The organism is Vibrio brasiliensis LMG 20546 (assembly GCF_000189255.1).
GTDB classification, from domain to species: Bacteria; Pseudomonadota; Gammaproteobacteria; order Enterobacterales; family Vibrionaceae; genus Vibrio; species Vibrio brasiliensis.
Genome location: NZ_AEVS01000008.1, coordinates 169,816 through 184,144, shown reverse-complemented (window position 1 = coordinate 184,144; position 14,329 = coordinate 169,816). Strand labels below are relative to the sequence as shown.

12 protein-coding genes are annotated in these 14,329 nt (G+C 47.1%); all 12 read left to right on the top strand.

Going from position 1 to position 14,329, the window contains the following annotated elements:
• The first annotated feature begins 34 nt into the window (after window positions 1-34).
• Window positions 35-2,017, top strand: coding sequence for a type VI secretion system Vgr family protein (locus RH46_RS01835; RefSeq protein WP_006877695.1), 1,983 nt, complete (start codon window positions 35-37; stop codon window positions 2,015-2,017).
• Window positions 2,017-2,589 (top strand): DUF6931 family protein, encoded by a 573-nt coding sequence (locus tag RH46_RS01830; RefSeq protein WP_006877694.1) that lies wholly within the window; start codon window positions 2,017-2,019, stop codon window positions 2,587-2,589. Before RH46_RS01835 ends, RH46_RS01830 begins: the two co-directional genes overlap by 1 nt.
• Entirely contained in the window at window positions 2,586-2,885 is a 300-nt protein-coding gene (locus tag RH46_RS01825; RefSeq protein WP_006877693.1) for a PAAR domain-containing protein, read from the top strand. The genes RH46_RS01830 and RH46_RS01825 overlap by 4 nt, the downstream gene beginning before the upstream one ends.
• 210 nt (window positions 2,886-3,095) lie before the next feature.
• A complete protein-coding gene (locus RH46_RS01820) occupies window positions 3,096-4,523 on the top strand; it encodes a type VI secretion system protein TssA (RefSeq protein WP_006877692.1) in 1,428 nt (475 codons plus the stop codon).
• Between the two features lie 29 nt (window positions 4,524-4,552).
• Complete coding sequence (locus tag RH46_RS01815) at window positions 4,553-5,074, top strand: Hcp family type VI secretion system effector (RefSeq protein ID WP_006877691.1); 522 nt, start codon at window positions 4,553-4,555, stop codon at window positions 5,072-5,074.
• 19 nt (window positions 5,075-5,093) lie between these two features.
• Entirely contained in the window at window positions 5,094-5,597 is a 504-nt protein-coding gene (gene tssB / locus RH46_RS01810; RefSeq protein ID WP_006877690.1) for a type VI secretion system contractile sheath small subunit, read from the top strand.
• Window positions 5,597-7,075 (top strand): type VI secretion system contractile sheath large subunit, encoded by a 1,479-nt coding sequence (gene tssC, locus RH46_RS01805; protein WP_006877689.1) that lies wholly within the window; start codon window positions 5,597-5,599, stop codon window positions 7,073-7,075. Before tssB ends, tssC begins: the two co-directional genes overlap by 1 nt.
• Window positions 7,076-7,137: 62 nt before the next feature.
• Window positions 7,138-8,532: a type VI secretion system contractile sheath domain-containing protein gene (locus tag RH46_RS01800; protein WP_006877688.1), complete on the top strand. Its 1,395-nt coding sequence runs from the start codon at window positions 7,138-7,140 to the stop codon at window positions 8,530-8,532.
• Window positions 8,532-8,957, top strand: coding sequence for a type VI secretion system baseplate subunit TssE (gene tssE, locus RH46_RS01795; protein ID WP_006877687.1), 426 nt, complete (start codon window positions 8,532-8,534; stop codon window positions 8,955-8,957). The genes RH46_RS01800 and tssE overlap by 1 nt, the downstream gene beginning before the upstream one ends.
• The gene (gene tssF, locus RH46_RS01790; protein ID WP_006877686.1) at window positions 8,950-10,701 is read left to right on the top strand and encodes a type VI secretion system baseplate subunit TssF; all 1,752 of its coding nucleotides are present in this window, start codon (window positions 8,950-8,952) and stop codon (window positions 10,699-10,701) included. The genes tssE and tssF overlap by 8 nt, the downstream gene beginning before the upstream one ends.
• 15 nt (window positions 10,702-10,716) lie before the next feature.
• Window positions 10,717-11,646 carry a type VI secretion system baseplate subunit TssG gene (locus tag RH46_RS01785; RefSeq protein WP_006877685.1) on the top strand — a complete coding sequence of 310 codons (930 nt, stop codon included), beginning with the start codon at window positions 10,717-10,719 and terminating at the stop codon, window positions 11,644-11,646.
• A 55-nt stretch (window positions 11,647-11,701) separates the two neighbouring features.
• Complete coding sequence (gene tssH, locus RH46_RS01780) at window positions 11,702-14,317, top strand: type VI secretion system ATPase TssH (protein ID WP_006877684.1); 2,616 nt, start codon at window positions 11,702-11,704, stop codon at window positions 14,315-14,317.
• Window positions 14,318-14,329: the final 12 nt, after the last annotated feature.

Sequence of the window (14,329 nt, the reverse complement as noted above, 5' to 3'; positions counted from 1 at the left end):
GTCGAAACTCAGTAGTTAGTTTAAAGGACGTGTTATGGCTGAAAAATATTCGGCATCTGCAAGCCCGATATCCGCCAAAGATTACAAAGGCCAAGAACATACCATCAGCCAGTTTTCCGTGACTCAGTCTCTGTCACAATCGTTTTCAATCAGTGCAACGCTAATTTCCAGCAACTTTGATGCTCAGAGCCAGTTAGGCCAGCTGCTTACTGTGAATCGATATTCCAACCTTGCGGGTAGCTCAACCTTGTCGCGCTCATATAACGGCATTGTGACGCGGATTGAAAATCAGGGCATGGATAGCAATCTTCAGTATGCGGTTTATCAAGTGACCTTAAAGCCATGGTTAGAGTTACTTAAGCACACTCACGCTTTTCGTGTGTATCAGAATCAGTCAACCAAAGATATTGTTAGCGACATCTTCGACAATGCTGGTTTTAAAGGCTGTTACAAGATCGCCAAGATGCCGTCGACCAAGCGTGAATACTGCTTGCAATACAACGAATCGGATTTCGACTTCGTCACTCGTTTGCTGGCAGAAGAAGGGGTTCATTACTACTTTACTCACTCAGCAACGGAACACACTCTAGTACTTCAAGACGCTCAATCACCTTTTGATAAGGCAGACAATGCCAAATTCGACATGGCTGAAACACCGTCAGGATCGCTGCCGTTGCTCGACACCTGGGCACCGGCTTTAGCATTTCATGGTTCTAGCATCGAGTTAACGGCTTACGATTACACCCAAACAAAATTTGTCACCAGTAAGGCGCAAAAGAGTAATCATTCGATTGCCAACAACACCAAACTGACCAATCGCCATTACCCTCCTTTAGGTGTTTCCGGAGATAAAACCGATCTGGCGAGTAATCTGGCTAAGCGACGAATTGAGCACCTTGAACAAAACTATCAGACCATTGAAGCAACAGCGAAGCACGATCTGTTCGACATCGCCACCTGGTTCTCACTCTCAAGCCATTTAGACAAGTCTCAGCTTGACGATTACTCGATTATTGCCGTTACGACCAATTACTCATCAGACGTAACTTGTCATTCGACGATTACCGCCGTGCCAAAAGCGACCTCCTACTATCCGACCCCGATCCAGAAGCAACGGGTCCATGGAATGCAGAGTGCAACGGTTGCTGGCTCTACCGCTGGTGAGATTAACCAGGATGACCAAGGGCGGGTCAGAATCCAGTTCCAATGGGACACTGAAGCGAGCGGTGATAAGACCAGCTGCTATGTGCGTGTCGCCCAGATGATGGCAGGCAGTGGCTATGGTGCGCAGTTCGTACCACGCACTGGTCAGGAAGTGCTGGTGTCATTTATCGATGGCGACCCAGACCAGCCAATCATTACTGGCAGTGTCTACAACAGTAAGAATGCTCCGCCATACAAAGAAGCTAACTCGACTAAGAGTGGTATCAAAACAAAACTGTCGGGACAGTCAAACGAGCTCTATTTCGATGATAAGAAAGATAACGAGCTAATCTATATGCATGCGGCCAAAGACATCACTCAGGAAGTTGAAAACAATCACACTGAGACGGTGAAGGGCGAGCTGACACAGAAAGTCACCAAACAGATGGCGATTTCCACCGAGGATAACTACAGCCTTACCGTGACTAAAGCGTTATCGGAAAAAGCTAAAACCATCACCATTGAAGCCGATGACAGCATCGACTTAAAGGTAGGTTCAAGCAAGATATCTATCTCTTCTTCATCCATCTCGATTGAGGCAAGCAATATCGACATAAAAGCGAGCAGCGCACTCAATCTAGAAGGCACCAACGTCACCAGTAAAGCAACTTCTGCCAACAAGATCTCCGGTGCAACCACGGCTTTACAAGCGACAAGCTCAAACTCGATCAAAGGTATGAGCGTTGCAATTAAAGCAGATACCACGTTATCCGCAGAAGGTTCACTGAGCGCCGAATTCAAATCAGGCCTTAAAGCAACATTTGATGGTGGTGTGATGGGCGAAGTAAAAGGTGCGATTGTTAAGGTTAACTAATGAATTATAAAAAAATCCCTTACCAGACCTGTGGCCAGATTTTACCAAGGTTTAAAGCTTCTGAAGAAGCACAACAGTTGTTGGATCCAGAAATGAGCGTTGCACAAGCGATTGAAGCTTTGCAAACGGAGGAGTTGTTTAATGACCTTACTCAATTTCTGGCTCACGCCTTACCTGTTCGTGAGGCGATTTGGTGGGCAAGCCTGTGCGTTCAACAACGTCAGGATATCTGGAGCCCTACTCAGCTTCAGTGTATTCAAACTGCCCAGCAATGGGTTCAGTCGCCAGCGGAGGAGCTGCGTCGCAAGGCCGAACTGCTCTCTAACCGCCTTGAACTAAACTGCGGACCGTCATGGCTATCACAAGCGGTATTCTGGAATGGCTCCGGTAGTATTGTCGCACCCGATCTTCCTGCGGTGCTGCCTGACCCATTCCTCTATGCCAAAGCCGTTGCCGGAGCAATTAACCACGCCGCTGCTCTACCCGCTTGGAATGAGTCGCAAGCCTACTATACTCAATCAGTAGCCTATTCTATTGATATCGCTGGTGGTGGAAACGGAGGAAAAGGATGACATTAGCCGCTCGACTAACAGACATGCACGTCTGCCCTATGCAGACCCCTGCTGTTCCACCAATACCTCATGTTGGTGGCCCTATTAGTGGCCCTGGCGTTCCCACTGTCCTGATAGGCAATATGCCAGCGGCGACTATGGGTGATATGTGTGTCTGTGTTGGACCACCGGATTCGATCATTAAAGGCAGTGCAACGGTAATGATTATGAACAAACCTGCTGCAAGAATGGGCGATACAACTGCACATGGTGGCACAATAGTATTAGGTATGCCCACAGTTCTTATAGGTGGATAAAACCATCATCCAAACAAGGATTTACTAAAAAGTAACCGTGCTCCGTCCAATTTTCTAGACGCAGGTCACTTTTTTACGGAAATAATGAAAATGGACGAGCCTTTTACAAAAATAAGCCTAGACTATCAATTGTAGGAATCGCCCCACATATTACTAATTTTTCAGGCGTTTACATTTACCAAATTGATACAAAATAATAACGGAAGTCGTATGGTAGAAATCGATCGTTTATTAACACCCATTTCTGAAGAGTCTCCAACAGGTGCTTACCTTAAACTTGATCGTTCTGCATACCGCGGCCTGCGTAACAACTACAACGCAGCCCAATCTTCTTTTCGCCAGTTAATCGAAACGCCTGACGCATCAAGCGATGAAGCACTGCTTGATGCTAACCAAACTAACTGGCAGCAGTTGCGCGAAAGCACATTCGATGCTCTGACCCAATCTACCAAAGATATTGAGTTGTTGGGCTGGTTTATTTCAAGTCAACTGTTTACGGCTCAGCCATATCACAATCTGGCCGACTCAACTAAAGTACTAACTGGATTTATCGAGCAGTTCTGGACGGAGTTGCACCCGACCCTGCCAGAGAACAAAATCAAAAGTGATGACGAACAAGGTAAAGCAAAAGAGCTGGCCGAATTTCGAATTAAACCTCTTTTGCAGTTAGTCGGTGAAAGCAACGACTCTACTGCCCTGTTCATGCCACTGCAATTGATTGGGCTGATTGAAGAGATCACGTTTGGTGATTACCTTCGTGCCGAGCGCTCTGGATCTCTGGCTGAACTGAAACAGAAAGCTCAGCAGTTATTTTCAAGTGAAGTCGAACAAACCGTGATGCTGCTAGCCGAAAGCTACCAGAACTTTAGTCAGGCGGAGCTAGCTATCGCACAGCAATGCCAGCAAGTGGGCGTAACACCCATTAGTTTCCGCTTTGTTAAAGCCAATATCGCAGACTCAATTAACGCGATTCGCTATCTAACTGGAGACAAGTTTGCTCTATGGCCGCTGGATGAAAATCTTCAACCGCGCCAAGAAGACGTTGCCGAGCCAACGCCTGCAGTATCAGAACCAGCGACAGTCAGCGAAGCTGTGGTTGAGACTGCCCCAGCGGCACCCACAGAAAGCCAGGTAGCTGCACCCACAACTTCAACTGTCGCCCCGGTGGCGGCACCTCAAGTTCAAGCCGCAGCCCCAGTCGCTCAACCGCTCTCTCTAGGTCAGGTAGCAAGTCGTGATCAGGCGTTCCAGCAGATAAGAGAAATTTCCGAGTTTTTCAAACAGACAGAGCCACATAGCCCAATCTCTTTCTTGCTTGAACGTGCCATCCGTTGGGGATACATGAGCCTTCCCGAATTAATCGAAGAGATGACTGGCGGTAACAGTGGCGTAGTGCAACACATAAACCAATTAACTGGGATGGACAACCTTAATCAAGTCGATCTCAGTAATAAAGCGACACAGCAAACTGCTGTCGCGAATAATAATGCAATCACTAACAACGACACGCAATTAACTAAAGAACCGACTCCTTCTGTTGAGGTTACTCAACCGGAAGCAGTCAACACAACAAAACCAACACAAACTGAAGCGACGTCCGCTCAGTCGTCAGGTGGCCTGACTGACTTTGAGTGGTAACGAAATGCTGATCAGCAAAGGAGAATAAAATGGCTTCTATTTTCATGAGAATAGACGGTACAAAACCTAAAGGTGCTGCAACTGTAGAGAAGATTGGTGGTAAAGATGGTTTCTTCGCTATCGACACTATCACTTGGAACGCTGTACGTGGTGTAGGTATTGATGTCGGTAACGCTAACAACGCAGACCAAGGTATGGTTGCACTAGGTGAAGTAAACGTGACTCGTGGCTGTGACGGTGCAACGCCTCACCTAACGACTTTCCTATACGCTCCAGGTGGCGAAGGTAAAACCGTTGAGATCGTGATGACTAAGCCAAACCGTGAAGGTTCAGGTGCCGATCCTTACCTAATCCTGACGCTAAAAGCAGCACGTATGTCTAGCTACAACATGGCAGCTTCTGACGGTTCACTACCGAACGAATCTTTCAGCCTGACTTACACAGAAATTTCTAAGGCTTACTACATCGAAGGCGAAGGCGGTAAGATCGAGAAAGGTCCTGAAGTAGGCTTCGACGCTACAGCGGCTAAAGTGACATCGACTGCATCTTAATTGAATAAGGAGATCCATTGTGGCACTTAATTCCCAACACAAACGCGTAAGTAAAAACCGCGTAAGTATCACTTACGATGTGGAAACTAATGGCGCTGTAGAAACCAAAGAACTCCCATTTGTTGTTGGGGTGATTGGTGACTACTCGGGTCATAAGCAGGACAAGGAAGACGTTGAAGAGCGTACGTTCTACAACGTCGATAAAGACAACTTTGACAATGTAATGAAACGCATTGGTCCAGAGCTAAGCCTGAAAGTTGATAACGTGCTAGCGGATGACGATAGCCAGTTTGAAGCTAGCCTCAAGTTCAACTCAATGAAAGACTTCGAACCAGAAGCGATCGTTGAGCAAGTTGAGCCTCTTAAGAAGCTTGTAGAAACACGTAACCAGTTAAAGGTTCTGCTTTCTAAAGCGGATCGCTCACGCGATCTGGAAAAGCTACTTAAAGAAGTACTGCAAAGTGCGGACACAATTAACGCACTTTCAGATGAACTAGGTATCAACAAAGAAGGAGGCGAATAATGAGCACTGAAGCTGAAAATCAAGGCCAACCAGAAGCAGCAGAAGGCGCGCTGAGTTTTCTAGACCGAGCGATTGAAGCGACAACGCAAACGCCTGCAGATACGACTAAAGAGCTTTTCTCTGTATTAGCGGAGCAAGCCCTATCAGGCACGGTTACTTGGGATAAAAACTTAACCAAGACAATCGAAAACGCTATTTCTGAAATCGACAAAAAGCTTTCAAAGCAGCTTTCTGAAGTAATGCAGCAAGATGACTTCCAGAAACTGGAAGGTTCATGGCGTGGTGTTCAGAAGCTGGTTAAAGAAAGTGAACTAGGCCGTGATCTTAAGATCAAAATGGTTGATTTCACTCAGGAAGAGCTGCTTGAGCAATTTGAAGATGCTCCTGCAATCGACCGTAGCCCACTGTTCAACGCTGTTTACCAAGGTGAATTTGGTACTGCAGGTGGTGAACCTTATGGCACATTTATCGGTGATTACGAGTTTAGTGCTAAAGATGAAGACGTTGCTCTTCTTCGCTACATGGGCGAAGTAGCAGCAGCATGTCATGCACCATTTGTTGCAGCAGCTAACGCGCAAATGTTTGAGTTCAACGACTTCACTACATTCGACGAAGGTAAGCCAGTAGCCGCTGGTTTCGATTCTCCAGCTTATGCGGCTTGGAATGCTTTCCGTGAAAGTGATGATGCTCGTTACGTAACACTTACTCTGCCACGTACTATGGCTCGTCTGCCATACGGTGCGAAAGGTCTGGGCACTAATCTGTTCAACTACGAAGAGTTAGGCACCGACATGGATGGCAATCCAAACCCAGCAAGCAACGACGAGCTGGTTTGGTCAAATGCTGCTTACGACCTTGGTCTGAAAATGACTCAGGCATACACAGCGTCGGGCTGGTGTACTGCGATTCGTGGTCTGGATAACGGCGGTAAAGTAGAGAACCTACCTAACCTAACCTACAAAACTGAAGCTGGTGACCTTGTTCAGCAATGTCCAACAGAGGTTAACCTGACCGACGAACGTGAGAAAGAGCTAAGTGATCTTGGTTTCCTACCATTAGTTCACTACAAAAACTCTAACTACGGCGTGTTTATTGGTGGTCAAACGACTCAAAAACCAAAAACATTCACTGACCCAGATGCAACAGCAAACGCGGCAATCTCTGCTCGTCTGCCGTACATCATGGCAAGTGGCCGCATCGCTCACTACCTGAAAGTTATGGGCCGTGACAAACTAGGTTCAAACCTGGAAGCTCCGGACATTCAACGTGAACTGCAACTTTGGATTGATCAATACACCAACGCTGGTGCAATTGGTAACGAACAGCGTGCTAAGACTCCACTGGCTGAGTCTCGCATTGAAGTTGTAGAGCAACCGGGCCGTCCAGGTTCATACTCTGCAGTCGCGCACCTTCGTCCTTGGCTACAACTTGAAGAGTTGACTACGTCAGTTCGAATGGTTGCTAAGATTCCAGGCTAAATCGAAATAAGGCCGGTTTTTCCGGCCTTATTTTTCCCCTCACTGTTTATTCTCAGGACATTATGAATTTGAACTTCGATTCACAATGGCAACGGAATTTTGCCGGATTAGACACCACAGACAACGACTTTTTGAAAGAGTCGCTCTCTCTGCTGTCTGAAATCGCACCTCAGGCACTCAACAGCAAAGCCAGTCTGATTTCATTCGTTTCCCAGATGATCCACCAGCTCGACGATGGCATATCAAAACAGCTGGATGAGATTCTTCATCACGACGATTTTGAGACCTTACACGGCAGCTGGCTTGGGCTAGAAGGTCTGGCTACCCTACCCGTCAACAAGCAGAGAACCAAACTCAAGTTGCTTGATATGGATTGGAGCGAAGTCTCCAGCGACGTCAACCAGGCTTACACCATCAAGGGTAGCGAGTTATACAACAAGATCGGCAATAAAGAGCTCAATACACTCGGCGGTCATCCGTTTGGCTGCATGATATTTAGTCACAAAGTTTCTCTCGATATGGACTTCGATGCCGACTACGACGATCTATTCACCCTCGAGCTACTCAGCAAACTTGGTGAAGTAACACTGTGCCCTATGCTGTTTTCACCTGATAAGCAGTTTTTCGTCGAGTCGAGCGCTGACTGGCTATCCGACACAAATCGAATCGAAAAGATTCTCTCAGGTGGCGACTATCAACCCTGGCAGGATTTACGCAGTAAAGTCTCTTCCAAGTTTCTTGGTTTGGTTATGCCTTCGATTCGTATGCGTAGCCGCTACCAAAATGCCAAGGTCGGGTTTATCTATAACGAAGCAGGTCAAGGCCTGTGGGGCAACGCAGCCTTCGCTTTTGCGGCGACCATTATGCGCGAACACCACAGAGTTAACTGGTTCGGATTCCTCAAATCACGTTGGAATGATAAAGCTCAGGGTGCGTTAGTTAACGTAGAGCAATCAACCAGCCGTTTCTTGTCCAGACCAGAAACTGACGTGGTTCTGTTTGGTCAGATTTCTAGCTTTTACGCTCAGAACGGTTTTATCCCACTGACTAAAAGCGCGTTGAGTGACAAGTTCTATTTCAACGGCAATAACTCTATCTGGCAGAGCGGCGAGACAGACAATGAAAAAGTGCTGACTCAGATTCAAACTAGCCTGATGTCATGCCGAATTGCCCATTACCTTAAGGTTCAGGTTCGAGAGATGATTGGTAGCTTTAATACCGCTGCGGAGTGTGAACTCTTTTTGACCCACTGGATCGAAAAGTTTTCCAGCAACGTAGCCTTTGCCAATGAAGAGACTCTGTCAAAGTACCCACTTAGCTTTGCCAAAATTAATGTCACTGAGTCCACCCATCAAACTGGCAGCTTCGCCTGTACGTTACGCATGGTTCCTCAATACCAATACGACCATTTTAGTGGCGAGGTCGTGCTGACTACAGAACTTGATGAGGTGGCGTAATGAGCTTCTGGCAAACATTTGTTCAACCTCACGATGCGTCAGGTCCTCACGACGAAATCGAAGATATTAAATACCACCTGACCAAACTACTTGAGTCTGAAGCGTCACTGTTCAATATCGATGATCGCTTCACTGAACTACAACGTTCAAATTTTCGCTTTGGTATTGAAGATGTTCAGCTACTAAGTGCAAGCCTCGACCAGACACAACTGGCGCTGCGTTTAGAGAGCTATATAAAGCATTTCGAACCTCGCCTAAGCCAGGTCATGGTTGAGCTCGGCGAACGAAAAGAGAGTGAAAATGCTATCGCCTTCAACATCGTTGCCAAAGCAAAAACTACCCAAGGAGAAACAGAGTTGGTGTTTGACTCTAAGATTTCACTCAATGATCTGAAAGCGTCTATGTCGGAGGATAACTATGAGTGATCCTTTACTAAGATACTTCGAGCAAGAACTGACGCTGGTTCGTCGTGCCCTTGGTCAATTTGGTCAGCAACACCCGAGTCATGCTGATCGACTTAATATCCATCAGGGACAAATTGAAGACCCTAGTCTTGCTCGACTGCTGGACGGCGTAGCCCTGCTCAACGCAACAGTAGAGAAAAAACTCTCAGACCAATTGCCTCAAGTGGTTGAAGGCCTGCTGGGTGTACTTTACCCGAGCTACATTCAGACCGTACCTAGCGTCGCTTATTTGCAACTGGATGAAGACGCAGATTGCGCAGAATCGGTTACCCTACCAAAGGGCTCGCAGTTTACTGCCCAGGCTCAGGGGCAAAGCTGCACTTTTGCCACGGTTGATCAGATCACTACGGCACCATTTAAGCTTACCGATACGACCGCATCGAGCGCGCCATTTAAGTTCAACCGACCGAAAGGAACCGAACTTACCACTGCAGTCATTCAGTTAACTCTGTCGACCTTAGATCCTGATCGCCCATTCTCCTCACTTAACTGTGAAGATTTGGACTTCTTCGTTCAGGGTTTTGAGAACAATGCTGACTCATTAGTCGAGTTGCTATTGGCCGAGACCCGCGCAATATCAATTTCTGATGCTGAGTGTGAACGACATGTCGTCCTGACTCCGGAGAAGCTCAAAACACGTATCAGCGATAACCAGTTCCAGTTTTTGCCACAAAAAGGCAATCAGTTTTCCGGTTATCAGCTAATCAGTGAGTTTTTCTTCTTTAAAGAGAAGCGTCAGTTCTTCCGTTTGAAAGGTTTTGGCGAAGCAATCAAACAGTTTGATACCTCAAAGGTTGTACTTAACCTGTTTATGCACAGTCTGCCGACCGAATTTATGCGCCTGTTCGATAATCAGGTGTTCAAACTGAATATCGTTCCTGCACTCAATCTGTTCGAGCAAACCGGTGAACCGACCGCGTACGACCAACGCAGTCTTAGCGTGCCGATAAATGCTGATGCGCACAGTGACAACGACATTGAAATCGTTGAAGTACGTGAAGTATTTGAAATCACTTCGCAGGGTGAGAAGCCATTGATACCGCTGTTTAAAGATAGCTATCGCTCAGATAAAAATACCGACCACTGGCAGTGTAGCCGTGACAGCAACAACGAGTTTCGCCTGACGGTAAGCCTCAACAATCAACAGGATATGGAGTTTAATAAACTCTATGGCACACGCCTGCTGTGTACTAACGGTAAGCGTGCCTGCGCAGTTCAGGGGGAGTTTGAGTGCTTAGAGAGTATTGATCTACCGGGTGAGTTCAGCCCAATCTATCCACCATCAGCGCCAATTGCCCGTGAACAGGATCCTCATCTTCACTGGCAGTTTATCGCTTTGCTTAATGCAAATTTTGTCTCACTCCTGCACGCTCAGCACCCGGAAGAGGCACTGAAGAACATGTTACGTCTTTGCAGTCGAAGTCAGATTTCTGCAGACGAGATTCAGACCATACGTGACGTTACCATTCGCTCGCAGGTCTCCGCGCTACGAATTCTTGGTAAGAACGTTTTTTCTCCGGGTACTGAAATCGAAATTACGTTGGATACCCAGACTGGTTTCCTTGCATTTAGCGATGTTCTTAACCGCTTCTTCCAGCAGTTCTGTAGCTTCGACCGCTATATTCAACTCTCTATTCGTGTCTACGGCCGTGATGGGTTTGTTAAACGCTACCCTAAAATTCACGGCAGTCAGCGCGCGATGTAACTGGATGTGATGACGATGAATGTAGTAGCAGACCTAGCTCACAACACTGAAAAGTACGATTTTGCCCAGGCGATGCGATTGTTGGCACGCTTTATCTCAGACTCACCACAACGTATCGACTTAGTGCTCAAAGCAGAAGCGATGCCTACTGGTGACGCCAGTGAGATTCAGTATTTTTCGCTAAAGAACAACCGCGCCAAACTAAGACTGGCGAAACAGGCACTGTCCGGTGTTAAAGGTGTTATCCCCTACTACATCTATGAAGAGTTACTGGCTGCTCTGCACGATGACGATCACGCACTGAAAGATTTCCTTGATGTGTTCAACCAACGCTACTTCGAACTTGTTGCCCAACTAGAAACTCAGCCTTGGTTACTGGTTCAGAACGAGCTCTACCCTGATAAGACTCGACTGCTTAATCAGCTAGCAGCCCTTGAACAACAGCATGGTCACTTCTTTCAATACGCTTTTCTGCTTGGCCAGAGTGCTCGTAGTCTGGACGCCCTTGAACAGATGCTCAATGACTACTTTCCATTTTCTATCGAGGTCGCGACCAAGCACCACGAACGCCGACAACTCCCGGTTGATTCGTTAACACGACTTGGTACCAACCCTGAATTCAATAGCCGTGCTGGACAAGGCTTTTTGCTAGGTAAAACCTGCTTAACCCACTTCAATCACCTAGTGGTATCAATTAAACCTTCGAATGAGCAGCAACTGTGGGACATTCAGAACGATTCTCAGCTGGCTGATTGCATGCGTGATCTTATCCAGCACTATCTGCGTGATAACACTCCGGTTTCAATCTATCTCAAAGTGAAGCGGGAATACCTTTCACGCCCTAAACTTTCTAGTAACAGCAACCTTGCGGCCAAACTGGGAGAAGTAGACTGTCTCGCTCCAGAACGAAAACCGCAGCAATTGATTAGTATTTTGCTCAAATAAAGGAAACAGCCCGTAGCTTCGCTGTTTGATGCTCCGAAATACAAAGGAACACTGTATGACACAAGTAACATTGACAAATTTAGTCGCAAAACTTTCTCCCGACTTAAAACAGGCTTTGGAAGTCTCCGCAGGCGCGGCCATGAATCAGGGCGTTCCGTCAATTGAAACTGAACACTGGCTGCTACAACTGATTTCTCAACAGGATGCCAATCTAAGCAACCTGATCCAGTCGCAAAAACTGTCGCAAGACAGCATCGTCAATGAGCTTTCTGGCAAGATTGCCCGCCTGCCTAAAGGTAATGAGGGACAGCCAACACTGAGCCACGGACTGACTGAACTCGTGAAAGATGCATGGATGATTGCATCGGTCAATTACGGTCACGGTGAGGTGATCAGCTTGCACCTGATTCAAGCGCTTTTACAACAGAACGTTTTGGGTGTTAATACTCTGCAACTAGAGAGCCTACAGTCTGTCTCTCTTGAATCGCTTCAGGGTCTAATTAATAAAACTGCGGTTGCACGCAGCAAAAACTCAGTTGCACAAGGTGGCGGTGCAGAAGGTCAACAACCGACTGCCAATGATGCGTTAAGTAAATACACCATCAACCTCACTCAACAAGCGATTGATGGCAACATTGACCCAATCTCAGGTCGTAATGCGGAAGTACGTAAAGCGATCGATATTCTATGTCGTAAGCGTCAGAACAACCCGATCATGGTGGGTGAACCAGGCGTTGGTAAGACTGCCGTGGTTGAAGGTCTGGCACTTCGTATCGCAGCAGACGAAGTACCGGGTGCCCTACAGGGCGTCCAGATTCACTCTCTTGATCTAGGTTTGCTTCAGGCTGGCGCTAGCGTCAAAGGTGAATTTGAAAACCGTCTTAAAGATGTCATTAACGAAGTTAAAAACAGTGAAGTGCCAATCATCGTCTTTATTGATGAAGCGCATACCCTTATTGGTGCAGGCGGTGCTGCTGGTCAAAATGACGCGGCTAACCTACTTAAACCTGCACTGGCGCGTGGTGAGTTTAAAACTATCGCCGCAACGACCTGGGCAGAATATAAGAAGTACTTTGAGAAAGATCCTGCTCTGACTCGCCGTTTCCAAGTGGTCTCTATCGAAGAGCCGAACGCTGAAGACGCCAAACAGATGCTGCGCGGTGTTGCGGCGTCGCTACAGAAACACCACGGCGCATTTATCGCCGAATCGGCAATTGACGCCGCGGTTCACCTTTCTATCCGTTATCTACCAAGTCGTCAGCTACCGGACAAAGCAATCAGCCTACTTGATACAGCAAGCGCACGCATTGCTCTAACCCAAGGTGCTAAACCTGAAGTTATCGAGTCACTTGAGCAGACCATTCGTTACCAAAAGAACGAAAAAGCTGCACTTGAAAAAGAGAATGCTCTATTCGGTATTGCTGAAGAAGAGATTGCAGAAATCACTAGCGAGATTGAAGCAAACGAAACTCACCTTGCTGAGCTTAATACGCGCTGGCAAGAAGAGATCAAGCTGGTTGATCAAATCAAAGCGCTACAAGAAGAAATCAGTGCCGCACAGGGCGAAGAGAGTGCAGATCTGTCGAAGCAGAAAACGCTCAATGACACGATTGATAGCCTGACTGAACTTCAGGGTGAGCAACCTCTGGTTAACGCTATGGTTGATGACAACACGATTGCACAGGTTATCGCTAACTGGACTGGCATTCCTGTCGGCAACATGATGAGCGACGAGATTGCTCGCCTGCTGTCACTTGAAGAAGAGCTTGATAAGCGTGTTATCGGTCAGGATGTTGCGAAACAAGAACTGGCCAAAGCAATTCGTATCTCTCGCGCAGGTCTGACCGATAGCCGTAAACCTATTGGTGTGTTCCTGATGTGTGGTCCAAGTGGTGTAGGTAAAACCGAGACCGCCATGGCACTTGCGGAGCAACTTTACGGTGGTAGCAACGATATGACCATCATCAACATGACCGAGTTTAAAGAGGAGCATAAGATTTCTATGCTGCTTGGCTCCCCTGCGGGCTATGTCGGTTTTGGTGAAGGTGGCGTTCTGACAGAAGCTATTCGTCGTAACCCATACTCAGTCCTGCTGTTGGACGAAATGGAAAAAGCTCACCCAGGTGTGCATGACCTCTTCTATCAGATTTTCGACAAGGGTCATATCAAAGATAGTGAAGGTCGCACCGTCGACTTTAAGAACACCATTATCATCATGACCTCCAACGCTGCGGATCAGGCGATTTGTGATGCTTGTGAAAACAGTGAGCAACGCATGAGTAATGAAGAGCTGCTTGAAAGTATCCGTCCTGATCTTCAGCACTACTTCAAACCCGCATTCTTAGGCCGTACCACAATTGTACCGTACTACCCGCTTAACGATGAGGAACTGGCTAAGATCACTGAGATTTCTCTTAACCGTATTAAGAAGAAACTGGCTGAGCAATATCAGGCAAGCTTCACTTGGGATAAAGGTTTTGTTGATTTCGTAGTAAACAAAAACACCGACCCAACGACGGGTGGCCGTGCTGTTGAGCAGATCATTAACCGCTCACTGATGCCAAAACTGGCCGAAGAGTGTATCAGTCGTCTCAGCCAACAACAGCCGATCACACAGGTTTCGGTTGTAGCAGCAAGTAACCCTAGTGGTTTTGAGTTAACTATTCAGTAATAAGTAAGGTCA